We start from the raw sequence: 23,287 nt of genomic DNA, 5'->3' as shown, positions 1-23,287 counted from the left end.
TTCATAAAGCCACGCAATGTCAGCAGGGCTGCCCATGCCAAGAGGAATGAGGTTCAGCGAGAGGATGTCAATCTAATGCTGCCCGGCAGTTCGAGGCCCCCTGCTGCGCAAGCCCTTATGGACAAGCTACCCTGATCAGCGGGAATGAAGAGAGGGGACGAGGAACGGGACCTAGTGTTGGCGTACCTAGGGCATCCTGTGGTTAGCCAGACCGACTGCAGCGCAGTGGATCTAAGCATCTTTCTCCGGTAAGATGCACTTAGAGACTCCTATAAGCTCCTACACCACATCGCCCCGCAACTGACATCTGAGGAGGGCTTACGCAGGCCATGACATCGTCTATGCGGTGACTGGCCAATCGTTCCATCTTTCGTCGGTAATTGGGGACTCCTGAAAATGCCAGATCGACTGCGGCGCAACTTGTTTCAGTGATCGAGACCCGATTAACTGGCCTCGAACAGGGCAATTGACGATTGCTACAACTGCTGAACGCTGCAGATGTACCGAAAACACCATAACGGGCAGCTCTCAATCGTCGAGTTCCATGTGCCTTTTGGCGGCACGTTGGACCCGGAGAACCGCTGGGTTCTTTTCGCCTCGCTGATGCCATCTGACGAGATAGAAGAAGCATATGCCCCTCAGTTCAACCCCACGACTGGGGTGCCTGCACGCCTGGCGTTTGGCGCGCTGTTCATCAAGCAGCGGCTTGGCTTGACCGATGAGGAGACCGTCGAGCAGATCCGAGAAAATGCTTACATGCAGTTTTTCCTTGGCTTTGCCGGCTATTCCAGCAAGGTGCCGTTTGATCCATCAATGATGGTTCATTTCCGCAACCGATTCTCGGAGGAGGATCTCAAGCGGATAAGCGAACTGATTGCCGAACCCCGTAAGGCCATGGTAATCGAGGCTGTGTCGTCACTCCCAGATGACGACGACTCTGATGCTCCAGGCGCTGATGCTGGAACCCAGCTATCACTCGACGATTTCGTGAAGCCTGCAGATTGGCCAGAGGGCAAGAACTGGGGAACACTCACCATCGATGCCTCTTGCACGCCAGCGGACATCACCTATCCGACTGATCTGAAGTTGCTGAACGAGGCAAGGGAGTCGACTGAACGAATCATTGATGATCTGTGCGATCGGCAATCAGACTTTCGAAACACAAGCCCCAATATGATCGTGGCAGGGCACGTGCTGTTTTCCTAAATGTCGCCAAACAGAAGAAGCCACGCCGTCGATAAATAAAAGCCGCAATACGACGCCAACTCGACTACCTGCAGCGTAATCTTGATGCTATCGATGCCTTGATCGCTTCTGGGGCAAGCCTTTCGGGCCTGAAGACGCATTGGTGGCACAAACTTCTCGTGATCAGCGAGCTGCACCGCCTACAAAGCATCCTGCTGTACGCCACGACGCGCAGCATCCCCGACCGCATCGTCAACTTGATTCAGCGGCAGGTTCGTCCCATTGTTCGCGGCAAGGCAAGAGCTGCTGTTGAGTTTGGCGCCAAAGTTAGTGTCTCTGTGCGAAATGGCTTTGCCTTTCTGCACAGGATCAGCTGGGATCCATACAATGAGGCCGAGGACCTGATTCCACAAGCCAAGAGATATAAGCAGGAACTCGGCTGTTACCCCGAGCGAATCTGCGCTGATCGCATCTACATCAACACCAAGAATAGAAACTTCTGCACGAGGAATAACATACGGCTATCTGGTAAGCGATTAGGGAGGCCACCAAAGGATCCAGAGATCAATGCTGCCCACAAGCAGCAGCTCAGCGCAGACCAGAGGAGGCGAAATGAGGTGGAAGGTTGCTTTGGAACAGGGAAGCGAAAGTATTCTCTTGAATTGATTATGGCTCGGCTGGACAAAGGCGCAGAGACCTCGATTGCCATGGCATTTCTGGTGATGTGCGCAGAGAAGAGCATGAGGCTTCTCCGCCTCTTTTTTGTCACTATCTTTGCTTGGTTTCACACCTTGCAACGGCCAGGCTTGCTCTGGGTGGCGCTTAGGACCATCTGCCTGCTTGAGACAGCCGATTCGCTGGTCACTGCATAACCTAGTTTTCGAGCTGCCTACCCCCCTGGTCATTGGCTGAACTCGAGCCGGCGTGCAATTTGTTGTTCAGGAGTCTCTAATTGGGATGCGATAGATTACTTTGCTATAGGTTTTAAGCACGCTTGATTTTCTGTCTCCGATCCCGTGCAGTCTTGGAGCAGAGCTGTCTACATCTCTCGGTCGTGTCCGATTTCATTCATGTTCGTCCAGTGGCTCGATGCGGCCACCGTCGAAGTCGCGGATCGCTTCAGCCGCCAGAATTTCCAGCACGCTTTGGGATCCTGCGACTCGATCTCTCCAGCATTCCTCCGCCGAGGCGATTTCCTCCCAAAGTATCGAAGCGAGCACGTCCTGTTCCTCCCGTGGCAGCTTGAAAGCCGTGGCTATCGCAGCGGAGAGGGCTTGCGTCATTGATCGGTCCTTGGGCAGGATGCCCAGGTAAATCCCACTGGAATGACTTCATTTGCTTTGGCCTCCATCCAGCATGTTCACCATCGGAGCCAGCTGGGCGGAAGGGGGGCGGGACATGGTGGGGCCATCCAGAAGCCCAGGCCAAACTTAAAGTTGGAATGAGAAGTCTCCCGAATAGCCTCGATCCCAGCTCGCATGCGCTCTTCCGCGGGCTGATTCGCCACACACCCGTCCCCGCGTAGTTCTGCTCAAAGGAGGAGACAATCGGAGTTTCCAGCTCAGGCTGGATGGCGACCCTCAGCAGACGAGCGGCGTGGACGTCATCCAAGCTCTCCACGGCGAGCCAGTCGAAAGCTGCAGTTTGCGTTCCAGAAGAAAAGATCTTTTGAGCCACTGTGTCTGGAGACCTGTTCTGAGACCATCCCCATTCCGCGACCCCTGCCGGCCGCCGCAAAACCAAACTCGGCAGGCCTGCCCCAGCCTGCTACCCATCCGCCGTCACATCCCGGCGATGCAGTACCCCGCGTCCACGTAGATCACCTGGCCGGTGATGCCGGAAGCGAGGGGGCTGGCCAGGAACGCCGCTGTGCTGCCCACCTCCTCCTGGGTGACGGTCCGCTGCAGCGGCGCCTTCGCCTCCACGTTGTGGATCATCTCGAGGATGCCGCCGATGGCGGAGCTGGCCAGGGTGCGGATCGGACCGGCGCTGATCGCATTGACCCGCACCTGATTGTGGGGGCCCAGCTCGGCGGCCAGATAACGCACCGAGGCCTCCAGGGCCGCCTTGGCCACCCCCATCACGTTGTAGTTGGGGATGGCCCGCTCGGCCCCCAGGTAGGTGAGGGTGATCACGCTGGCCCCGGGATTGAACAGGGGCTTGGCATGGCGGCACAGCGGCGCCAGGGAGTAGGCGCTCACCTCCAGGGCCCGGCCGAAACCTTCGGGGCTGATGGCGGAATAGTCGCCGATCAGCTCCTCCTTGCCGGCGAAGGCCAGGCAGTGCACCAGCACATCAAGGCTGCCCCACTGCTGGGCGATGGCGGCGAACACCGCCTCAATCTGGGCCGGGTCCTGAACGTTCAGCGGCTGGAACAGGGTGGGGTTCAGCGGCGCGGTGAGCTCGCGCACTTTGGCCTCGAAGCGGCCCCGCTCATCCGGCAGATAGGTGATGCCTAACTCGCAACCGGCGGCGGCGAGCTGCTGGGCGATGCCCCAGGCGATCGAGCGGTTGTTGGCAATGCCGGTGACGAGGGCCTTCTTGCCGCGCAGATCGAGGAGCATGGGCCGGGATCAGGAGAATGGGATTCTCCCGCAGCGTCCGCCAGCGTGCCCCTTCAGCCCCGGTCCTGGCCGCCGGAGGGTCCCTGGAGCGCCCTGGATCCCTCGCCGGAAGCCCCTCCCGCCCTCTGGTTGATCGACCGCCGCCAGGACGGGTTGAGCGGCCGGCGTCCAACCCTGCTGGGCCTGCTCTCCGCCGAGGAGCAGGCCCGGTTGGAGCGGCTGCGGCGGGCCGATGACCGCGATCGCTTCCTGCTCGGTCGCGGTGTGCTGCGGCTGTTGCTGGGGACATTGTGTGGCGAGGATCCGGCCGGGCTGGAGCTGGCGACGGGTCCCTACGGCAAGCCCCGTCTGGCCGATCGCGACGGGGCTCGGTTACCAATCAAGCCCCCCGAGTTCAACATCGCCCACTCGGGCGATCTGGTGCTGCTGGGATTCCACGCCAGCCGGCCCGTGGGGGTGGATGTGGAGTGGCACCGTCCTGGCCTGGCCTGGGCGCCGATCGCCCGGCGGTGCCTGGCGCCCGACCTCTGCGAGTCCATCGAGGCCCAGCCTGCCGCTGCCAGGCTGCCGGTCTTCCTGCGGCACTGGTGCCGGCTCGAAGCGCAGCTGAAGGCGCGGGGAACTGGCTTTGGCGCTTCGCTTGAGCCAAACCCGTCCTCCTCAGCGGAGGTCGTGCTGCACGATCTGGAGTTGCCCCAGGGCTACAGCGGCGCCGCTGCCCTGGTCTGAACTGAAGCCATCTGGACAGCGCCCGCCTCAGCGGGGCGGTTCCTCCTGGGGGGGGATCGGCGCCAGGGCGTCTTCCTGCTGCCGCACCTTTTTCGGATCGCTGAGCAGGTCCTTTTCCTCCAGCAACGGCAACCGCTCTGCCTTCACCTCGTCTTCTCGGCGGGGGGGTTCGCGCCATTCCCAGCGGCTGCGGGGAGCCCGCACCCCACACAGGGCCTCCAGTTCCCGTCGCAGGGCGTCCCGCACGTCACGTCGGTCCATCGCGGCGAAGAATTCCGGCCGTGTCGCCAGGCCGGAGCTGAAGGGGACGGAGCCATTGCCGTTGAACAGGCGGGTCGCATCGGGCAGCCAGCGGGGCCGGCAGACGCCCCGCTTGCGGGTGTCGGTCTCCAGCCAGATGTGAAGGCCGTAGCCATCGGGCTGATTCACCACCGCCAGTCCGTCATGGGGTTGGTGGCGCTGCAGCGGGAAGATGCGCCAGCTGGCCCGCTGGTGGGCGGGGGTGCAAGCGCTCAACAGCAGAAGGGCCGCCAACGCGGAGATCGGGAACCCACGCAGGAGCCGCGGCAAGGACGGAGGTCGGAATCGATGCCGATCCTGCCGGAGACAGCCTGCTGCGCAAGCCCAGCGGAGGGGTTTATGGTGCCCCCCATGCAGGTGCCCCCCTTCGATCTCACCGAGCAGCTTCATCAACTCGGTGAAGAGCTTGAGGATGCCGTTCTGCAGGTGTTGCGCAGCGGGCAATACATCGGGGGCGCCACGATTGCCCGCTTCGAGCAACAGTTCGCCGCCGCCATGGGCTCCCCCCACGCGATCGGTTGCAACAGTGGCACCGATTCCCTGGTGCTGGCCCTGCGGGGGCTGGGCATCGGCCCCGGCGACGAGGTGATCACCTCCGCGTTCAGCTTCTTCGCCACCGCCGAAGCGATCAGCGCCGTCGGGGCCACCCCGGTGTTCGTCGATGTCGAGGAGAGCTCCTATCTGATCGATCTGGATCGGATCGAGGCCGCCATCACCCCCGCCACCCGGGCCCTGCTGCCCGTCCACCTGTTCGGCCGGCCCGTCGACATGGAGCGGCTTGGCGTCATCGCCAGCGCCCACCACCTCCGGGTGATCGAAGACTGTGCCCAGGCCACTGGCGCCAGCTGGGCAGGGCGGCCGCTGGGCAGCTGGGGGGATGCGGGCTGCTTCAGTTTCTTTCCCACCAAGAACCTGGGCGGCGCCGGCGACGGCGGCGCCGTCACCTGCCGGGATCCGGAGCTGGCGCAACGCATCCGCGAGCTTGCCGTCCATGGCATGCCGCGCCGCTACCTCCACACCTCCCTGGGCTACAACAGCCGGCTCGATGCGATCCAGGCCGCCGTTCTCAGCGTCAAGCTGCCCCATCTGCAGGGGTGGATCGAGCGCCGTCGCCAGCTGGCCGGCATCTACCGCCGGGGCCTGGAGGGCACCCCAGGACTGCAGTTGCCCGATGCGGGTCCCGAGGGAACCAGCTGGAACCAGTTCGTGGTGCGGGTGCCCCGCTGCCCTCAGGGCCAGGCCCGATGCGGCCGCTCCTGCTCCCCCTCGCCTGAGAGCGCCGAGCACGGTCTGCCGGAGAGCTCCTGCCGTGACTGGTTGAAGCAGGAGCTGGCTGCCGCCGGCGTGAACACGATCATCTACTACCCGATTCCGATTCACCGCCAGCCGGCCTACAACCATCTGGGCCATGGCCCAGGCAGCCTGCCCATCACCGAGCGGCTCACCTCAGAAGTGCTCAGCCTGCCGATCTTCCCTGAACTGACCGGCGCCCAACAGGGTCGGGTCCTGGAGATGGTGCGCCGGATCTGCGCCGTGGCACTCGCAGCACCGGCACGCCCCGCTTCCGTCGCCGCCTGAAGCCGGTCAGCGCAGCGTGGCGTGCAGGGCCTTGAAATGGGCCTGCTGCTCCTTGTGGCTGACGATCGGCTCGGGGTAGCCCCGTCGCTCCAGGGGCGCGATCGCGCCGCTGATCAGATCCGCTGTGGCCACGTGGGCGAGCTCCGGCAACCAGCGACGGATGTACACGGCCTCGGGGTCGAAGCGGGCCGCCTGGGTGTAAGGGTTGAAGATGCGCAGCGGTTTCGGATCCATGCCGCTGCTGGCGCTCCATTGCCAGCCCCCGTTGTTGGCGGCCAGATCGCCGTCCACCAGCCGCTCCATGAAAGCGCGCTCGCCCCAGCGCCAATCACAGATCAGATCCTTGACCAGAAAGGAGGCCACGATCATGCGGCAGCGGTTGTGCATCCAGCCCGATTCATTCAGCTGGCGCATGGCGGCATCCACGATCGGCACACCCGTGAGCCCGTCAGACCAGGCCGAGAAACGGCGTTCATCGTTCTCCCAGGGGAAGTGGCGCCACTGGAGGCGGTAGGGACCCTCGGCCAGCTCCGGAAACTGGAACAGGGCCTGCTGGTAGAACTCGCGCCAGGCCAGCTCCTGCTCCCACACCGTGATCGCCTGCTCCTGCTCGTGGCTGCCGGCGGCCGCTCGCATCGTCTGGGCGGTGGCCCAGGCCTGGCGGGGGCTGAGCGTGCCGAAGCGGAGCGCGGCGCTGAGTACCGAGGTGCCCGCTTCGCCGGGCCGGTTGCGGCCTGGCTCGTAACCCAGCAGGGCACTGTGGGCGAAGGCCGCCAACTGCGCCGCGGCCGCCGCCTCCCCGGGGCGGCAGGGGCAGATCGCGGCGCCGCGGAACGCCTTCCCCCGCTCCGCCAGTCGCTCCAGCGTGGCCTCAGGACCGTCATGGCCCAGGGGGGTGGGCTCGAGGTCGAGCAGGCCGGTGGGAGCGGACAGGGGGGTCAGGTCGGCGGCCGGCAGGGAGCCCAGCCGCTTGCGCCAGCTGCGCCAGAACGGCCCGTACACCCGGTAGGGATCGCCGCCGCCTGTCCGCAGGGTCCCGGGGGGCACCAGCAGGTGGTCCCAATCCACAAGCACCCTGGCTCCGCCGGCCTGCAGGGCGGCGGCCACCTGTCGGTCCCGGTCCCGCTCGGCGGGCTCCACCCCCCGGTTCCAGGCCACCACCTCGGCGCCGGTCGCCTGCGCCAAGCTGGGCAGCAGCGCCACCGGATCCCCTTCCAGCAGCAGCAGGTGGCTGCCGGCGGCTCGCCAGCGCTGCTCCAACTCCCGCAGGCTCTCGGCGAGGAACCAGAGCTGGGCGGGCGAAGGAGTCCCCGCCGAGGGATCTGGAGGCTCCACCACGAACACCCCGGTCACGGCGGGGGTGGCGCGGCAGGCGGCGGCCAGGCCGAGGTTGTCGGCCAGCCGCAGATCACGACGGTGCCAGAACAGCCAGCGGGGAACACTCATGGCGGCGTTGACGTCAATCTGGTTCGGGGCTTCAGAGCCCCAGCAGCTGGCGGGCCCTGAACCAGGCCGTGACGCTCTTGCCATCAAGGGCCTCATCGCCGCTGGCCAGGGCGGCGTCCAGTTCGGAGGGCTGCAGCAGCAGCACCTCGAGATCCTCGTCCTCGTCGCCGGCGGGCCGCTCCACCAGGGGGGTGAGCTCCCGGGCGAGAAAGAGATGGATCACCTCGTCGGAGTAGCCGGGGCAGGGCAGCATCAGGCCCAGGTCGTCCCAGCGGGCGGCGCCGTAGCCCGCCTCTTCCCCCAGCTCCCGTGCCATCGAGTCGCGGGGATCCTCACCGGCTTCCAGGGTTCCAGCAGGAAACTCCAGGATGCGGCGCTCCACGGCGAAGCGGTACTGGCGCAGGATCACCACCCGGCCGTCATCGAGCACGGGCACCGCCAGGGAGGCGCCGGGGTGGCGGATGATCCCGAACGTGCCCTCGATCCCCAGCGGCAGCACGATGCGGTTGAGCTCGAAGCGCAGCTTGCGGGCCTGCAGCACCGCCTCGGTGGTCAGGTGCCGCGAGGGCTCAGGGGGCGGCAGGGGCGCCATGGGGGTCGGTGTTGGGGGCCCAGTCTGACCGCTGCTCCGGCCAGCCGCTTCGGCCTGGCAGGGCCATGGGGGGAATCTCGCCGGGACGGCCGAGCAGGGCGGCCAGCAGCGGGGCGGCTGCGGTTGAAGCCCCCGGCGGAACCAGGTTCGGATCGATGGCGGCCAGCGGCGCCAGCACGAAGCCCCGCTCCAGCAGCCGCGGATGGGGCAGCTCCAGCCCGGGGGTCCGGCAGTAGACCGCACCGCACCAGAGCAGATCCAGGTCGAGGTGGCGTGGCCCCCAGCGTTCATGGCGCTGACGCCCGAAGCGGTGCTCCAGCGCTTGCAACCGTCCCAGCAGGGCCAGGGGATCCAGGCCGCCCAGCGGGGATCGCGGGTCGGCAGGGGCGGCCACCAGGACGGCGTTGAGGTAGGGCGGTTGGGCCGGGGGGCCGCCGACCGGGGCGGTGCGGAACAGGGGGGACCATCGGCAGCGCAGGTGATCGGCCGGCAGCCCCGCGGCCCGGACCGTTTCCGCCACGATCCGTTCAAGCAGGGGACGCACCGCCAGCAGGGTGGCGAGCGGATCGCCCAGGTTCGCCCCCAGGGCGATCGCCAGGCTGCTGGAGGTGCCGTCGCTCCCGGCCAAAAGCTGATCGGCCAGACTTGCGCCCACCTCAACCGGTCCTTTACCCCATGGTCGCAAGCGGCGTGCAGCCAGCCCCAGGGGCCCCCTCAGGCACGGTTCGTCAGCCCATGGACGGGGCTTTCCCGCTGGCGGCGATCACGGGCCACGGCACGCTCAAGCTGGCCCTGCTGCTGGCCGCTGTCGATCCCGGCCTGGGCGGTGTGGTGATCGCCGGTGGCCGTGGCACCGGCAAATCGGTTCTGGCCCGCGGGCTCCACGCCCTGCTCCCCCCGATCGATGTGGTGGAGGGCAGCCTCAATGCCGATCCCCAACGGCCCGAGGAGTGGGATCCCAGCGCTGCCGACCCCAGCGCCCTGCCGGCCACCCGGGTGATCCCGGCGCCCTTCATCCAGGTTCCGCTGGGCATCACCGAAGACCGGCTGATCGGTTCGGTGGACGTCACCGCCTCCCTCGCCTCCGGCACCAGCGTCTTCCAGCCGGGCCTGCTGGCGGAGGCCCACCGGGGGGTCCTGTACGTCGATGAACTGAACCTGCTGGACGACGGCATCACCAACCTCCTGCTGGCGGCGGTGGGCTCGGGGGAAAACCGGATCGAGCGCGAGGGGCTGAGCCTCTCCCACCCCTGCCGTTGCCTGCTGATCGCCACCTACAACCCGGAGGAGGGGGCGGTGCGCGACCACCTGCTCGATCGCTTCGCGATGGCCCTCTCCGCCAACCAGCTGATCAGCACCGAGCAGCGGGTGGAGATCACCCGCTCGGCCCTGCGGCACGGGGAGGCCGGTGAGGCCTTCGTGCGGCGATGGCAGGAGGAAACCGACGCCCTGGCCACCCAATTGCTGTTGGCCCGCCAGTGGTTGCCGGACGTACAGATCGAGCGGGAGCAGATCCTCTATCTGGTGAACGAGGCGATCCGCGGTGGCGTGGAGGGCCATCGGGCCGAGCTCTATGCGGTGCGGGTAGCCCGGGCCCATGCCGCCCTCAGCGGCCGCGATCGGGTGGATGCCGACGACCTGCAGGTGGCGGTGCGGCTGGTGATCGCGCCGCGGGCTCTGCAGCTCCCTCCCCCCGATCCCGACCAGCCGCTGGAGCCGCCGCCACCACCCCAGGCCGACCAGCCTCCGGAGCCACCACCGCCGCAGGGCGAAGCGGAGGAGCCTGATGCACCCGAGGAGCCGGACCCCGAAGCGGAGGACGACGACAGTCCCAAGGATCAGGCGCCACCGTCGATTCCCGAGGAGTTCCTGCTCGACCCAGAGGCCACCGTCATCGATCCCGATCTGTTGCTGTTTGCGGCGGCGAAGACCAAACGCGGGAGCAGCGGCAGCCGATCGGTCGTGCTCAGTGACAGCCGGGGCCGCTACGTCAAACCGATGCTGCCCCGCGGGCCGGTGCGGCGCATCGCAGTTGATGCCACCCTGCGGGCCGCCGCCCCCCATCAGAAGGCGCGGCGCCAGCGCGAACCGCACCGCCGCGTGATCGTCGAGGAGGGTGACCTGCGGGCCAAGCGATTGCAACGCAAGGCGGGCGCCCTGGTGATCTTCCTGGTCGATGCGAGCGGCTCGATGGCGCTCAACCGCATGCAGAGCGCCAAGGGGGCCGTGATCCGCCTGCTCACGGAGGCCTATGAGAACCGCGACCAGGTGGCCCTGATTCCCTTCCGGGGTGAACAGGCTGAGGTGCTGCTGCCCCCCACCCGCTCGATCACGGCGGCGCGGCGGCGGCTGGAATCCATGGCCTGCGGGGGTGGCTCCCCCCTCGCCCACGGCCTCACCCAGGCGGCCCGGGTGGGGGCCAATGCCCTGGCCAGCGGCGATCTCGGCCAGGTGGTGGTGGTGGCGATCACCGATGGGCGCGGCAACGTGCCCCTGAGCCGATCGCTTGGCCAACCGGAGCTGGAGGGGGAGCAGTCGGTTGATCTCAAGGAAGAGCTGCGCCTCGTGGCCGGCCGTTACCGCGGTCTGGGGCTCAAGCTGCTGGTGATCGACACCGAGCGCAAGTTCATCGGCAGCGGCATGGGCAAGGAGTTGGCCGAGGCGGCCGGAGGCCGCTACGTGCAGCTGCCCAAGGCCAGCGACCAGGCGATCGCGGCGATCGCCCTGGAGGCCCTCAACGGAACCTGACGCCCCGCCGTACGGCGCCTACTCCCCCCCCTTGGCCTTGCCTGCTTTGGTCTGGGCCGGGTAGAGCTCGTCGAACAGTTGGCCCAGCCCGATCGCGACGCTGCGCACGCCATCCATGAACACGGGGTCGCTGGTGAGCTTGCTGACATCCCCCCCCACCGCATCGACCCGGGCGGTGAGGCGCTGGGCGTTGCCCACGGTGGTCTTGAGCTCGGCGAGGGTCTTGGGGTTGTCCAGGGTGGCGGTGAGGTTGCGGACGTGGCGGCCGGCGGCAACGGCTTCGGCGCTGGCGGCATTGAGGTTGGCCAGGATCGGATCCGCTTTGCCCACCGCCGCGTTCAGGTCCTTGACCAGCCGCTGGGCTTCCTTGATGAAGATCTGGGCCTCCCGGGAGGTGGCATCGAAGCTGCGGGTGGTGGAGGCCAGCTGCGGCAGGATTTTTTCGCGCTCGGCCTGGGCGAGGAGCTCCTGCATCAGTTCGGTGACACTTTGCAAGTTGGCGGCGGCAACACCGTTGAGCTCGTTGCCGGCGCACACCATCAGGGCCTTGTCGCAGTCCTTGTCGCGGGGATTCGGGCTGGAGGCGGGTAGGGGGTGGCCGGTGCTGATCAGGGCCACCTGGGCATCGCCCCCCAGCAGGGAGCCGGTCTGCACCTGGGCGATGGCCGGACGGGCCAGCCGCAGCCTGGGGTCGCTGATCTCCAGTTCCGCCAGCACCGCCTCCGAGGTGGTTTGGATCCGCTTGACACTGCCCACCTGAACGCCGCGATAGATCACCGGTGAGCGATCGGCGAGGCCGGCGGCATCCTCGAAGCGCGCCCTGACGATCCAGTTGTTCTGACTGAGCGAGATCCCGCGCAGCCAGAGCCACAACCCGAAGCTTCCCGCGATGGCGCCGAGCAAGGAAAATCCAACCAGAGCCTCTCGCACGCTTCGCCGCATGACGACTCAGAGCTCCGCAGGTTGCATCGGGCCCTGCAGACTACCGCTTCGAAACTGAGCCACATACGGATTATCCGTGGTGGTGAAATCTGCGATGGCGCCACACCATTGCAGATGGCCGTCGTAGAGCATCGCCACCCGCTCGGCCGAGCGCAGGATCGTGCTCATCACATGGCTCACCACCACCGAGCACCCCCCCGCCAGCCGGCTGCTGGTGACGATCAGATCCTCGATGCGGGTGCAGGCCACCGGATCCAGGCCGGCGGTGGGTTCGTCGAACAGAAGCACGGGGTGCTGGCCCGTGGAGCGGCTGGGATCCTCGATCAGCGCCCGGGCGAAGCTCACCCGCTTCTGCATGCCACCGCTGAGCTCTCCTGGCAGTTGGTCCTCGATCCCCAGCAGCCCGACCGCCTCCAGCGCCCTGTGCACCCGGCTACGGATCTCCTGCTCCTTCAGGCCACTGTGCTGATACAGCAGGAATCCAACGTTCTCCCCCACCGTCAGGGAGGCCAGCAGGGCCGGGTTCTGGAAGACCAGCCGTACATCGGGGGGATGGGGCTGGTCAATGCGCAGGTAGCTCTGGGGGACGCCGTTGATGCGCAGCTCCCCGTCGGTGGGCAGCAGCAGCCCGGCCAGGATGCGCAGCACGGTGGATTTGCCGGTTCCCGAGGGTCCCACCACGGCCAGCCGCTCCCCTTCCTGGAGGGCCAGGCTGATTCCGTCGAGCACCGTGTTCTCCCCCCAGCGCATGCTCAGACCCTCCAGTTCCACCACCGGCTGCTCCACGCCGGAGCGGGATGGATGCGGTGGGCGTTCCTTGGCGTTCATTCGTACAGTTCCAACGACTCCGTGCTGTGGCGTGACGCCCCATCGGTTTGAACCCCCAGCGCCCCCATTTGCCCCGACGCCTGAGCGGCAGGCCGGTTCGCCGTCCCGGCTGGATCGGGCGGGGGGATCAGCGTCAACAGGATCTGATGAGCCGCTCCAGGCGGGCGGTCCGCTGGCTGCAGCCGGGCCTGGTGGTCAAGCGGTGGGTGTTCACCTCCGGTCTGGGGCTGGTCCTTGCCCTGCTGGGGGCCGCCATCCTCGCCGATCTCAAGCCGATCTACTGGTCGCTGGAATCGCTCAACTGGCTGCTGTCCCAGCTCACCCAGGTGCTGCCCCGAGGGATCACCGGCCCCTTGGTGCTGCTGGCCGGGGCGGCCCTGGTGATCTGGGGACAGAGCCGCAGCTTCGACTCGATCCAGCAGGCCCTGGCTCCTGAGAAGGGCACTGTGCTGGTGGATGCCCTGCTGGCCCAGCGGCGGCTGAACCGGGGCCCCAGCGTGGTGGCGATCGGCGGTGGCACCGGCCTGGCCACCCTGCTCAGTGGGCTGAAGCGCTACAGCAGCAACATCACCGCGATCGTCACCGTGGCCGACGACGGCGGCAGCAGCGGTGTGCTGCGGCGTGAACTGGGGGTGCAGCCCCCCGGCGACATCCGCAACTGCCTGGCCGCCCTGGCCCGCGAGGAGCCCCTGCTCACCCGGTTGTTTCAATACCGCTTCCAGGCCGGTAGTGGCCTGGAAGGCCACAGCTTCGGCAATCTTTTCCTCACCGCCCTCACGGCGATCACCGGCAGCCTGGAGTCAGCGATCACCGCCAGCAGCCGCGTGCTGGCGGTGCAGGGCCAGGTGGTGCCCGCCACCACGGCCGATGTGCGCCTCTGGGCTGAGCTGGAGAACGGCGAGCGCATCGAAGGAGAATCAAGCATCGGCCAAGCCACCAGCCCGATCGTGAGGCTCGGCTGCATTCCAGAGCGTCCACCGGCCCTGCCGCGGGCCCTCGAAGCCATCGCCAACGCCGAACTGATCGTGCTCGGCCCAGGCAGCCTCTACACCTCGCTGCTGCCCAACCTGCTGGTGCCCCAGCTCGTTGAGGCGATCAGCCGCAGCAAGGCCCCCCGCCTCTACATCTGCAATCTGATGACCCAGCCCGGTGAAACCGATCGACTGGATGTCGAGGGCCATCTGCGGGCGATCGAAGCCCAGTTGGCCAGCCTTGGAGTGGAAGAACGGCTGTTCACGGCTGTGCTGGCCCAGGAGAGCCTCCGGGACAACAGGTTGATTCACCACTACCGATCCCGGGGCGCCGAGCCGGTTCTCTGCGACGCGCCCAAGCTGCGGAGCCAGGGCTACGAGGTGATGCAGGCCGCCTTGCAAGGAACCCAACCCACGGCCAGCCTGCGGCACGACCCGCGCAGCCTCGCCCAGGCGGTGATGCGCTTCTACCGCAAGATCAAGGGGAACAAGGCGCTTGATTTAAGCTGAACCGAGTCACCCCAGGCTGCCGGCTGGTTTGCCATCCTCAGTAAGCGTCCTGAAGCTCGTAGAAATCGGGCTGCACATAATCCTTGCGGAGCGGGTAGCCCTTCCAGTCTTCGGGCATCAGCAAGCGCTTCGGGTGGGGGTGGCCCTCGAATTCAATGCCGTACATGTCGAAGGTTTCCCGTTCCTGCCAGTCCGCACCACGGAAAAGGCCATAAAGGCTGGGGATCGTGAGGGCGCCATCCCGGGGCAGGAACACCTTCAAGCGCACTTCCTCGGGCCGGCTGCCAGGGGCAGGTTCGGCCGCCACCCCCAGTTTCACGAGGTGATAGAAGCTCACCAGGTTTCCTCCGGCGCCTTCGTCGTAGCCGCCCTGGCACTGCAGGTAGTCGAAACCTGCGGCTTTGAGGGCCGAGGCCAGGGCCGGCAGAAACAGGGGCTCGACGCCGATCAGCTCGACGCCGACATGGTCGGTTCCGAGCGGTTGGTGATCGAAGCCCTGGCCGCTGAGCCAGTCGCTGATCGGACCGGAAGCGGGGGCGGCCAGCTCGGCGGCGGGCTCAGCTGAGAGAGCGGGATCGGCAGAGGGATCAGGCATTGGAGGTGGCGCTGCTGGCAGGAATCGGCTCGGGGGTCTGGGCTGATTCGCCCGATGCCGCCATCGGCAGACCAGCCGCTTCGGCAAGGGCAGCCTGCTGGGTTTCAGCCTTCAGGTAAGCCCCGGTGACGATCGGGGCAACGGCCTTGAGCTGGTGCTCGATCGTGAGATAGCGGTGGGTGGGCAGGAGGTTGCCCCGTTCGGCCAGGGCTTCGTTGCCCACTTTCTTGCGGAGCTTGATCACGGCGTCGAAGATCGCCTCGGGTCGCGGCGGGCAACCGGGGATGTACAAATCCACCGGAATCAGCTTGTCAACGCCGCGAACGGCCGTGGTGGAGTCGGCGCTGAACATGCCGCCGGTGATCGTGCAAGCGCCCATGGCGATCACGTACTTGGGCTCGGGCATCTGTTCGTAGAGGCGCACCAGGGCCGGGGCCATCTTCATCGTCACCGTGCCGGCGGTGATCAACAGGTCGGCCTGGCGCGGGCTGGAGCGGGGCACCAGCCCGAAACGGTCGAAGTCGAAACGGGAACCCAGCAGGGCGGCGAACTCAATGAAGCAGCAGGCGGTTCCATACAGCAGGGGCCAGAGGCTGCTCAGCCGGGCCCAGTTGTGCAGATCATCGAGGCTGGTGAGGATCACGTTCTCGGAGAGATCCGAGGTGACCGTGGGCGCTCCGACCGGGTTGCAGGTGGCGGCCCGCAGATCGCGCAGGGCATCGATTGATGGGGCGGCTCCGGTGGCCTGCACCGCGGTTGGGTTGGTTGGGGAAGGGGTGATCGTCATCTTGGGAATCCAGTTAGCTCCATTCCAGGGCGCCCTTGCGCCAGGCGTAGGCCAGGGCGACGACCAGGATCGAGATGAAAATCAGGGCCTCGATGAAGGCCAGCAGGCCGAGGCGGTGGAAGGCCACGGCCCAGGGGTAGAGGAACACCGTTTCCACATCGAAGATCACGAAGACCAACGCGAACATGTAATAGCGGATGTTGAACTGGATCCAGGCACCGCCAATCGGCTCCATGCCCGATTCGTAGGTGAGCCGCCGCTCACCGCTCCGGGATTGCGGAGCGAGCAGCTTGTTGGTGACCAGCGCCAGCACCGGGACCGCCGCCGAGATCAGCAGAAAGCCCAGGAAGGCGTCATAGCCGGGGAGAACGAACATCGGCCGATCGAACCTGGCCGGAAGTCTGGCACCCAGGGACAGAAATTGAAGGGTTCGCCCCACGGTCCATCCCTCGCCCCCATCCATCCCCCCAGTGGGCCTCGATAGAGTTCCGGCTGACGGCAGGGGTTCCATCGCCATGACCCAGGGTCAGGACAACGGACCAGAGCCGGCTCAGCCCGTTGGGATGGCTGCTCCCGAACCGGTGGCGGTGGAGGGATCGAACCCCGACACCCATCGCTTCGAATGCCGCAGCTGCGGGTTCGTCTACGACCCCGACGAGGGCATCCGCAAGCTCTCCATCGCCGCCGGCACCCCCTTCAGCGCCCTGGACCCGGTGGGGTTCCGCTGTCCGGTTTGCCGCAGCCGGGTCGGCGCCTTCCGGGACATCGGCCCGCGCAGCCAGGCGAGCGGCTTTGAAGAGAACCTCAACTTCGGCCTGGGCGTCAACAGGCTCACCCCGGGCCAGAAGAACGTGTTGATCTTCGGAGGTTTCGCGCTGGCCTTCGCCTTTTTCCTTTCCCTTTATTCCCTTCGTTGAGCCCCGTGAACCGTCTGCTCCCTTCCCTGCTCGGCCTGCTGCTGGCCCTCGGTCTCAGTCTTGGGCTGAGTGGCTGTGTCACCTCCGGCCTGGCCCTGGCTGCCACCAGCCCTTGGCAACCCGTGGAGCTCAACACCAACGCCAGCCCCCTTGATCTGGCCTTCAGCGACGGGCGGCACGGCTTCCTGGTGGGCAGCAACCGCCTGATCCTTGAAACCGAGGACGGCGGTGCCCATTGGCAGGAGCGGGCCCTGGCCCTGCCGGATGGCGACAACTACCGGCTGATCAGTGTCGACTTCACCGGGAAGGAGGGCTGGATCGCCGGGCAGCCCGGCCTGCTGCTGCACAGCACCGATGCCGGCCAGAACTGGGAGCGCCTGCTGCTCGACACGAAGCTGCCAGGCGAGCCCTACCTGATCACCGCCCTCGGGCCAAGCCAGGCGGAGCTGGCGACCACGGTGGGCGCGATCTACCGCAGCGACGACGGCGGCGCCAGCTGGCAGGCGGAGGTGAGTGACGCGGCCGGCGCCGTCCGGGACCTGCGACGCTCACCGGAAGGTCATTACGTCAGTGTGTCCAGCCTGGGGAACTTCTTCGCCACCTGGCAGCCTGGCCAGCAGATCTGGCAGCCCCATCAGCGGATCAGCAGCCAGCGGGTCCAGAGCATGGGCTTCCAGCCTGAGGGGAACCTCTGGATGGTGACCCGGGGCGCCCAGCTCCGCTTCAACGCCGATGCCGCCGATCTCGATGCCTGGAGCAAGCCGGTCATCCCGATCACCAATGGCTTCGGTTACCTCGACATGGCTTGGGACCCCAGCGGGTCGATCTGGACCGGGGGTGGCAACGGCACCCTTCTGGTCAGCCGGGATGGGGGCGCCAGCTGGCAGCGCGATCCTGTGGGAGCGGAGCAGCCCACCAACTTCACCCGCCTCGCGTTCACGCCCGATGGCAAGGGCTTCGTGCTGGGGGAACGCGGCAATCTGCTGCGCTGGGTGGGCTGATCGACGCCCCTGTGTAACCAACCACCCGATTCCCTCCCGTTGCTCCCGGGCCGACCCTTAAGATTCATCAGTTGAATTGCCCGCTGCCATGGCTGCCGGCTCCACCGGGGAACGCCCCTTTTTCGAGATCATCACCAGCATCCGTTACTGGGTGATCCACGCGGTGACCCTGCCCGCGATCTTCCTGGCTGGTTTTCTGTTTGTGTCCACAGGCCTCGCCTACGACGCCTTCGGCACTCCACGGCCGGATGCCTATTTTCAGGCCCAAGAAGCCAAGGCGCCCGTGGTGAGCCAGCGCTACGAAGGCAAGAGCCAGCTTGATCTGCGCCTGAAGTAACCCCCATGAGCCAATCCCCCACCGCCACCACGCCGCGCAATTACCCGATCTTCACGGTGCGCTGGCTCTCGGTTCATGCTCTGGGCATTCCCACGGTGTTTTTCCTGGGTGCCCTTGCTGCCATGCAGTTCGTCCGTCGCTGAATTCAGAACCATGGAGCGCAACCCGAATCCGAACAACCTGCCGGTTGAGTTGAACCGCACCAGCCTCTATCTGGGCCTGCTGTTGGTCTTTGTGATCGGCGTGTTGTTCACCAGCTACTTCTTCAACTGACCTGGAGATCTCGCCATGAGCGGTAAGAAATCAGCCCAGCCCGATGGCCGCATTCCCGACCGTCTTCCGGATGGTCGGCCAGCCGTGGCTTGGCGCAGTCGTTGGACGGAAGGAGCCCTCCCCCTCTGGTTGGTGGCCACGGCCGGCGGTATTGCCGTGATCTTCGTGGTCGGTCTGTTCTTCTACGGCTCCTACGTGGCCGTGGGTTCTGCCTGATCCCAGCTTCGATACCAGGCGGCAAAGCGCTCCACCCCCTCCTCCAGGGGCGTGTGGGGTGCGAATCCCACCCACTGCTCCAGGGCTGAGGTGTCTGCCGCGGTTGAGGCCACGTCACCCTGTTGCATGGGCTCCAGGTGTTGCAAGGCCTTCTTGCCCAGGGCCTGCTCCAGCAGGCTGATGAACTCCAGCAGGCCAACCGGCTGGCTGTTGCCGATGTTGAACAGCCGATGGGGCACCGCCGCCGTGGCCGGATCCGGAGCCTGCGGGTCGAAGTTCGCAGCGGCTGTTGCTGGCTTGTTCAGGCAGCGCACCACCCCCTCGACGATGTCGTCGATGTAGGTGAAGTCACGCTCCATCCGGCCTTGGTTGAACACCCGGATCGGCTCCCCGGCCAGGATCGCGCGGGCGAACAGCATCGGCGCCATGTCCGGCCGACCCCAGGGTCCGTACACGGTGAAAAAGCGCAGGCCTGTGGCAGGCAGGCCGTAGAGGTGGCTGTAGGTGTGGGCCATCAGCTCGTTGGCTTTCTTGGTGGCCGCATAGAGGCTCACCGGATGGTTCACCGCGTGTTGCTCGGAGAACGGCAGGCGGCGGTTGCCGCCATACACCGAGCTGCTCGACGCATACACCAGGTGCTTGATGCCGTGGTGGCGGCACCCCTCCAGGATTGAGAGGAAGCCCACCACGTTGCTGTTCACGTAGGCCAGCGGGTTCTCCAGCGAATAGCGCACCCCCGGCTGGGCGGCTAGGTGCACCACCCGGCTGGGCCGCTGGGCGGCGAACAGCTGCGCGATCGCCGTGCCGTTCTCCAGATCCAGCTGGTGGAACTGGAACCCAAGGTGCCGCTGCAACCGCTCCAGCCGGGCTTGCTTCAGGGCCGGATCGTAGTAGCTGTTGAGGTTGTCGAGGCCGATCACCCGCTCCCCCCGCTCCAGCAGCCGCTCCGCCACCGCGGCGCCGATGAAGCCGGCCGCTCCGGTGACCAGAACGGTCATCAATCGCCTTCGCCCACCCGCCAGACCTGGAGCCCCGCCGCCCGGGCCGCTGCGGCATCGGTGATGGCGCGGGCATCGAACAGCCAGGACGGCGAGCGCATCACTGCCGCGATCGCCCGCCAGTCGAGCTGGCGGAAGGCGCTCCACTCGGTGAGCACCACCACCGCATCGGCGCCGGCGGCCGCGTCCATCACGCTGGCACTGCCCTCCCAGCTGCCCTCCCCGCCAAGACCAGCCAGGGCCCCACCCACCGTTTCCGGACAGCCCAGGTCGGTGCTGATCTGGCTGCCACCCACCTTGGGGTCGTGGATCGCCAGGTGGGCGCCCTCCTCAAGCAGGTCGCGGCAGATGCGGATCGCCGGGGCTTCCCGGGTGTCGTTGGTGTCGGCCTTGAACGCGAAGCCCAGCACGGCGATGCGCTTGCCGCTCACTGTGCCGAACAGCCGGCTCACCACCAGCCGCGCAATCCGTTGCTGCTGCCAGCTGTTGAGTTCCACCACCTGCTGCCAGTAGCGGGCCACCTCCTCGAGCCGGTAGTGGCGGCAGAGGTAGACCAGGTTGAGGATGTCCTTCTGGAAGCAGCTGCCGCCAAAGCCTGGCCCCGCCGCCAGAAATCGCTTGCCGATGCGGGAATCCGTGCCGATCGCCCGCCCCACCTCGCCCACATCGGCGCCGGTGGCCTCACAGAGGGCGGCAATGGCGTTGATCGAGGAGATTCGCTGGGCCAGGAACGCATTGGCGGTGAGCTTGGAGAGCTCGCTGCTCCAGAGGTTGGTGCGCAGGATCCGCTCCGGGCTCACCCAGTGGCCATAGATCGAGGCCAGGGCCTCGATCGCGGCGGGTTCATCGCCGCCGATCAGCACCCGGTCCGGGTTCTCCAGATCCGGGATCGCCGTGCCTTCCGCCAGGAATTCCGGGTTGGAGAGCACCGCAAAGGTTTTGGCGGGTTCCGTTGAGCCCTCGCTGGGCTGATTCTGGGCCGCGCTGAGGATCGCCTTGACGGTTTCGGCGGTGCGTACCGGCAGCGTGCTCTTCTCCACCACGATTGTGTGGCCCTGGGCCACGGCGGCCACCTGACGGGCCGAGGCCTCGATCCAGCGCAGATCGGAAGCCTCGCCGGCGCCGATCCCCCGGGTCTTCGTGGGGGTATTAACAGAAAGAAACACCATGTCGGCGGCGGCGATCGCCCCATTCACCTCGGTGGTGAAGTGCAGGTTGCGGCCGCGGCAGCGTTCCACCACCGCCGCCAGGCCCGGCTCGTAGACGGGCAGCCGGCTGGTGTCGGCATCGTTCCAGGCAGCGATCCTGGCCGCGTTCAGATCCACCACCGTGACCTGGATCCCCGGGCAACGATCGGCGATCACCGCCATCGTGGGCCCTCCTACGTAGCCGGCTCCGATGCAGCAGATGGTGCGGATCTCCGGGGTGGCGCTCATCAGGTCTGTGGGTGCAAAGACTGTGGCCCAGCATCGCAGAGCTCAGCCAGCAGCATCTTCACAGCCCCTTGCGGATCCAGCCGCTGTTCGCCCGAGTGACGCAGATTCTTGAGGATCACCACCCCTTGGTCGATTTCGCCATCGCCGATCAACAGGGCCCAGGGCGCGCCGGATCGATCGGCCCGTTTGAGCTGCTTGGCAAAGGCGGCACCGGAGAGATCCAGGTCGACGGCGCAACCGCCCCGGCGGAGCTGCTGGGCCAGGGCCAGGGCCTGCAGCTCCGCCGCCTCACCCCGGCTGACGAGGTACACATCCGGACGGGGCCCCTGGACCAAGCCATCGGAGGTCTTCGTTGTGCTGAGCAGAAGCACCAGCCGCTCCAGACCGATTGCCCAGCCCACAGCAGGGGTGGGCGCCCCACCCAGCTGCTCCACAAGGCCGTCGTAACGGCCGCCGCCACAGACGGTGGCCTGGGCGCCGAGCTCAGCACTGGTGATTTCAAAGGCCGTGTGGGTGTAGTAGTCCAGGCCCCGCACCAACCGGGGGTTGAGCTGGTAGGGAATCCCCAGTTGATCCAGGGCCTGCCGCACCCTGTTGAAGCGTTGGCGGCTCGCCTCGCTCAGGCTGTCTGCGAGCAAGGGCGCCTCGGCCAGCACAGCCTGGGTGTCCGTTGACTTGCTATCGAGGATGCGCAGGGGATTCGTGCTGATCCGCGCCTGGGCTTCGGGATCGAGCTGGTGGCGGCGCGCTTCCAGCCACTGCACCAGCTCTTCTCGGTAGAGGGCCCGGTCGGCGGCATCACCCAGGGAGTTGAGTTCCAGTGACAGGGACCCGATTCCCAGGGCCATGAGCAGATCCCAGGCGATCGCGATCGCTTCGGCGTCGCTGCGGGGATCGCCGAAGCCAAGCAGCTCCACGCCCAGCTGGTGGAACTGGCGTTGGCGCCCCGCCTGGGGACGCTCGTAGCGAAACATCGGTCCGCCGTACCAGAGCCGCTGCGGCCCCTGGCTGAGCAGGCCGTGCTGGAGCACGGCGCGAACCACCGAGGCGGTTCCTTCCGGCCGGAGCGTGCAGCTGCGCTGGCTCCGGTCTTCAAAGGTGTACATCTCCTTGCCCACCACATCGGTGGCGGCGCCGATGCCCCGGGCGAACAGCTCGGTGGTCTCGAGAATGGGCGTGCGGATCTCGGCCAGGGCGGCCCGGCGGAACTGCTGGCGGGCACAGGCTTCCACCTGCTGCCAGAGGGCCGTCTGCTCCGGCAGCAGGTCGACCATGCCCCGCAGGGACTGCAGTTTCTCCACACCAGGGCTCAGCACTGCTGCCCAGTTTGCGGGGCCGCAGGTTCTCAGGCCGCCAGGCGGCGGCGGAAATCGGCGATGGTGCGATCGAGCCCATCGCTCAGGGCCACGGTGGGCTGCCAACCGAGCTCCCGCTCGGCCAGGGTGATCACCGGTTGCCGTTGCATCGGATCATCCTGGGGCAGCGGCAGGGTGATCAGGGGAAGGGAGGGGTCGATGCGATCGCGCACCAGTTCCGCCAGCTCGCGAATCGTGAATTCGCCGGGATTGCCGATGTTGATCGGGCCGGGGTGGTTGCCGTTCATCAGCCGGATCAGGCCCTCCACCAGATCGTCCACAAAGCAGAAGCTGCGGGTCTGGCTGCCGTCGCCGTAGAGGGTGAGCGACTCGCCCCGCAGGGCCTGGACGATGAAATTGCTCACCACCCGGCCGTCATCCGGCAGCATGCGAGGCCCGTAGGTGTTGAAGATCCGGGCGATGCGGATTTCCGTGCCGTGCATACGGTGGTAGTCGTAGCAGAGGGTTTCCGCCACCCGCTTACCCTCGTCGTAGCAGGCTCGGATGCCGTGAGTGTTGACGCAGCCCCGGTAGCTCTCCGGCTGGGGGTGCACATCGGGATCGCCGTACACCTCGCTGGTGCTTGCCATTAGCAGCCTGGCCCCGACCCGACGGGCCAGGCCGAGCATGTTGTAGGTGCCGAGGAAACTTGTTTTGGCGGTCTTGATCGGGTTGTGCTGGTAATGCACCGGTGAGGCGGGACAGGCCAGGTGCCAGACCCGGTCCACCTCCAGCCGGATCGGTTCGGTGACGTCGTGGCGGACCAGCTCAAAACGCGGATGGCCGATCCAGCCGGTGATGTTGACTTTGCGACCGGTGAAGTAGTTATCGAGGCAGATCACCTCCTCGCCCGCCTCCATCAGCCGGTCGACCAGATGGGAGCCCACGAAGCCGGCCCCACCGGTGACGAGATTGCGCTTTGGGGTCGTGCTCACCGGTCCTGCTCACAGTCCGTCAGAGTGTATTGCCGCTGGCGTGA

25 protein-coding genes and 1 pseudogene are annotated in these 23,287 nt (G+C 66.5%); 11 read left to right on the top strand and 15 right to left on the bottom strand.

The genetic code is table 11. The features are described from left to right. Positions 1 to 498: 498 nt before the first annotated feature. Positions 499 to 2,057: pseudogene (locus KBY66_RS15855) on the top strand (IS5 family transposase). Positions 2,058 to 2,249: 192 nt separating this feature from the next. Here the strand turns inward: KBY66_RS15855 and KBY66_RS06760 are convergent. Beyond that, positions 2,250 to 2,468, bottom strand: coding sequence for a hypothetical protein (locus KBY66_RS06760; RefSeq protein ID WP_255088511.1), 219 nt, complete (start codon positions 2,466 to 2,468; stop codon positions 2,250 to 2,252). Between the two features lie 498 nt (positions 2,469 to 2,966). Beyond that, complete coding sequence (gene fabI / locus KBY66_RS06755; RefSeq protein ID WP_255088510.1) at positions 2,967 to 3,749, bottom strand: enoyl-ACP reductase FabI; 783 nt, start codon at positions 3,747 to 3,749, stop codon at positions 2,967 to 2,969. A 45-nt stretch (positions 3,750 to 3,794) separates the two neighbouring features. On the opposite strand from fabI, the gene KBY66_RS15720 reads away from it, so the two are divergent. Continuing rightward, on the top strand, positions 3,795 to 4,478 hold the full coding sequence (locus KBY66_RS15720; RefSeq protein ID WP_255088509.1) for a 4'-phosphopantetheinyl transferase family protein: 684 nt from the start codon (positions 3,795 to 3,797) through the stop codon (positions 4,476 to 4,478). 27 nt (positions 4,479 to 4,505) lie between these two features. Here the strand turns inward: KBY66_RS15720 and KBY66_RS06745 are convergent, their stop codons facing one another. Further along, the gene (locus KBY66_RS06745; RefSeq protein WP_255088508.1) at positions 4,506 to 5,048 is read right to left on the bottom strand and encodes a hypothetical protein; all 543 of its coding nucleotides are present in this window, start codon (positions 5,046 to 5,048) and stop codon (positions 4,506 to 4,508) included. A gap of 81 nt (positions 5,049 to 5,129) precedes the next feature. Here KBY66_RS06745 and KBY66_RS06740 point away from each other — a divergent pair, with 81 nt between their 5' ends. Continuing rightward, a complete protein-coding gene (locus KBY66_RS06740; protein WP_255088507.1) occupies positions 5,130 to 6,356 on the top strand; it encodes a DegT/DnrJ/EryC1/StrS family aminotransferase in 1,227 nt (408 codons plus the stop codon). Between the two features lie 6 nt (positions 6,357 to 6,362). Here KBY66_RS06740 and KBY66_RS06735 read toward each other — a convergent pair whose 3' ends face one another. Genes KBY66_RS06735 through folK form a run of 3 tightly spaced genes read right to left on the bottom strand, consistent with a single transcriptional unit; the run spans position 6,363 to position 9,049 of the window. Then, complete coding sequence (locus tag KBY66_RS06735) at positions 6,363 to 7,802, bottom strand: FAD-binding domain-containing protein (protein WP_255088506.1); 1,440 nt, start codon at positions 7,800 to 7,802, stop codon at positions 6,363 to 6,365. Between the two features lie 31 nt (positions 7,803 to 7,833). Then, complete coding sequence (locus KBY66_RS06730; RefSeq protein ID WP_255088505.1) at positions 7,834 to 8,394, bottom strand: NUDIX hydrolase; 561 nt, start codon at positions 8,392 to 8,394, stop codon at positions 7,834 to 7,836. Further along, positions 8,372 to 9,049 (bottom strand): 2-amino-4-hydroxy-6-hydroxymethyldihydropteridine diphosphokinase, encoded by a 678-nt coding sequence (folK, locus tag KBY66_RS06725; RefSeq protein WP_255088504.1) that lies wholly within the window; start codon positions 9,047 to 9,049, stop codon positions 8,372 to 8,374. The genes KBY66_RS06730 and folK overlap by 23 nt, the downstream gene beginning before the upstream one ends. A 20-nt stretch (positions 9,050 to 9,069) precedes the next feature. Here folK and bchD point away from each other — a divergent pair, with 20 nt between their 5' ends. Further along, positions 9,070 to 11,142, top strand: coding sequence for a magnesium chelatase ATPase subunit D (gene bchD, locus KBY66_RS06720; protein ID WP_399224990.1), 2,073 nt, complete (start codon positions 9,070 to 9,072; stop codon positions 11,140 to 11,142). 18 nt (positions 11,143 to 11,160) lie between these two features. Here the strand turns inward: bchD and KBY66_RS06715 are convergent, their stop codons facing one another. Both KBY66_RS06715 and KBY66_RS06710 read right to left on the bottom strand, forming a co-directional pair. Next, positions 11,161 to 12,045, bottom strand: a complete 885-nt coding sequence (locus tag KBY66_RS06715) for an MlaD family protein (protein WP_315855488.1) — start codon at positions 12,043 to 12,045, stop codon at positions 11,161 to 11,163. Positions 12,046 to 12,090: 45 nt separating this feature from the next. Further along, positions 12,091 to 12,834, bottom strand: a complete 744-nt coding sequence (locus tag KBY66_RS06710) for an ABC transporter ATP-binding protein (protein WP_255088584.1) — start codon at positions 12,832 to 12,834, stop codon at positions 12,091 to 12,093. Positions 12,835 to 13,058: 224 nt separating this feature from the next. Between KBY66_RS06710 and yvcK the strand changes: the two genes are divergently transcribed. Next, positions 13,059 to 14,393, top strand: coding sequence for a uridine diphosphate-N-acetylglucosamine-binding protein YvcK (yvcK, locus tag KBY66_RS06705; protein ID WP_255088501.1), 1,335 nt, complete (start codon positions 13,059 to 13,061; stop codon positions 14,391 to 14,393). 37 nt (positions 14,394 to 14,430) lie between these two features. Here the strand turns inward: yvcK and KBY66_RS06700 are convergent, their stop codons facing one another. Genes KBY66_RS06700 through KBY66_RS06690 form a run of 3 tightly spaced genes read right to left on the bottom strand, consistent with a single transcriptional unit; the run spans position 14,431 to position 16,151 of the window. Beyond that, a complete protein-coding gene (locus tag KBY66_RS06700) occupies positions 14,431 to 14,988 on the bottom strand; it encodes an NAD(P)H-quinone oxidoreductase subunit J (RefSeq protein ID WP_255088500.1) in 558 nt (185 codons plus the stop codon). Then, positions 14,981 to 15,775 carry an NADH dehydrogenase subunit K gene (locus KBY66_RS06695; RefSeq protein ID WP_255088499.1) on the bottom strand — a complete coding sequence of 265 codons (795 nt, stop codon included), beginning with the start codon at positions 15,773 to 15,775 and terminating at the stop codon, positions 14,981 to 14,983. Before KBY66_RS06695 ends, KBY66_RS06700 begins: the two co-directional genes overlap by 8 nt. A gap of 13 nt (positions 15,776 to 15,788) precedes the next feature. Next, positions 15,789 to 16,151 (bottom strand): NAD(P)H-quinone oxidoreductase subunit 3, encoded by a 363-nt coding sequence (locus tag KBY66_RS06690; protein WP_255088498.1) that lies wholly within the window; start codon positions 16,149 to 16,151, stop codon positions 15,789 to 15,791. Between the two features lie 187 nt (positions 16,152 to 16,338). Between KBY66_RS06690 and KBY66_RS06685 the strand changes: the two genes are divergently transcribed. The 6 genes from KBY66_RS06685 to KBY66_RS06660 all read left to right on the top strand — a co-directional run bounded on the left by KBY66_RS06685 (position 16,339) and on the right by KBY66_RS06660 (position 18,519). After that, entirely contained in the window at positions 16,339 to 16,692 is a 354-nt protein-coding gene (locus KBY66_RS06685; protein WP_255088497.1) for a rubredoxin, read from the top strand. A 5-nt stretch (positions 16,693 to 16,697) separates the two neighbouring features. Beyond that, positions 16,698 to 17,693 carry a photosynthesis system II assembly factor Ycf48 gene (locus KBY66_RS06680; RefSeq protein ID WP_255088495.1) on the top strand — a complete coding sequence of 332 codons (996 nt, stop codon included), beginning with the start codon at positions 16,698 to 16,700 and terminating at the stop codon, positions 17,691 to 17,693. A gap of 88 nt (positions 17,694 to 17,781) precedes the next feature. After that, on the top strand, positions 17,782 to 18,030 hold the full coding sequence (gene psbE, locus KBY66_RS06675; protein WP_255088494.1) for a cytochrome b559 subunit alpha: 249 nt from the start codon (positions 17,782 to 17,784) through the stop codon (positions 18,028 to 18,030). A 5-nt stretch (positions 18,031 to 18,035) separates the two neighbouring features. Beyond that, positions 18,036 to 18,173: a cytochrome b559 subunit beta gene (gene psbF / locus KBY66_RS06670; RefSeq protein ID WP_255088491.1), complete on the top strand. Its 138-nt coding sequence runs from the start codon at positions 18,036 to 18,038 to the stop codon at positions 18,171 to 18,173. A 10-nt stretch (positions 18,174 to 18,183) separates the two neighbouring features. Next, positions 18,184 to 18,303: a photosystem II reaction center protein L gene (locus KBY66_RS06665; RefSeq protein ID WP_071800396.1), complete on the top strand. Its 120-nt coding sequence runs from the start codon at positions 18,184 to 18,186 to the stop codon at positions 18,301 to 18,303. Positions 18,304 to 18,318: 15 nt separating this feature from the next. Beyond that, on the top strand, positions 18,319 to 18,519 hold the full coding sequence (locus tag KBY66_RS06660) for a photosystem II reaction center protein J (RefSeq protein ID WP_255088490.1): 201 nt from the start codon (positions 18,319 to 18,321) through the stop codon (positions 18,517 to 18,519). Here KBY66_RS06660 and KBY66_RS06655 read toward each other — a convergent pair. Genes KBY66_RS06655 through KBY66_RS06640 form a run of 4 tightly spaced genes read right to left on the bottom strand, consistent with a single transcriptional unit; the run spans position 18,495 to position 23,243 of the window. Beyond that, positions 18,495 to 19,517, bottom strand: coding sequence for an NAD-dependent epimerase (locus KBY66_RS06655; RefSeq protein ID WP_255088489.1), 1,023 nt, complete (start codon positions 19,515 to 19,517; stop codon positions 18,495 to 18,497). The genes KBY66_RS06660 and KBY66_RS06655 overlap by 25 nt on opposite strands. Continuing rightward, entirely contained in the window at positions 19,517 to 20,953 is a 1,437-nt protein-coding gene (locus tag KBY66_RS06650; RefSeq protein ID WP_255088488.1) for a nucleotide sugar dehydrogenase, read from the bottom strand. Before KBY66_RS06650 ends, KBY66_RS06655 begins: the two co-directional genes overlap by 1 nt. Next, positions 20,953 to 22,254 carry a histidine--tRNA ligase gene (gene hisS / locus KBY66_RS06645; RefSeq protein WP_255088486.1) on the bottom strand — a complete coding sequence of 434 codons (1,302 nt, stop codon included), beginning with the start codon at positions 22,252 to 22,254 and terminating at the stop codon, positions 20,953 to 20,955. The genes KBY66_RS06650 and hisS overlap by 1 nt, the downstream gene beginning before the upstream one ends. 44 nt (positions 22,255 to 22,298) lie before the next feature. After that, a complete protein-coding gene (locus KBY66_RS06640; protein WP_255088485.1) occupies positions 22,299 to 23,243 on the bottom strand; it encodes a UDP-glucuronic acid decarboxylase family protein in 945 nt (314 codons plus the stop codon). Positions 23,244 to 23,287: the final 44 nt, after the last annotated feature.

Origin of the sequence: Synechococcus sp. Tobar12-5m-g (genome assembly GCF_024345415.1) — a bacterium.
Classification (GTDB): Bacteria; Cyanobacteriota; Cyanobacteriia; order PCC-6307; family Cyanobiaceae; genus Regnicoccus.
The sequence above is the reverse complement of the archived record's forward strand: the minus strand, read 5'-3'. Positions and strand labels throughout refer to the sequence as shown.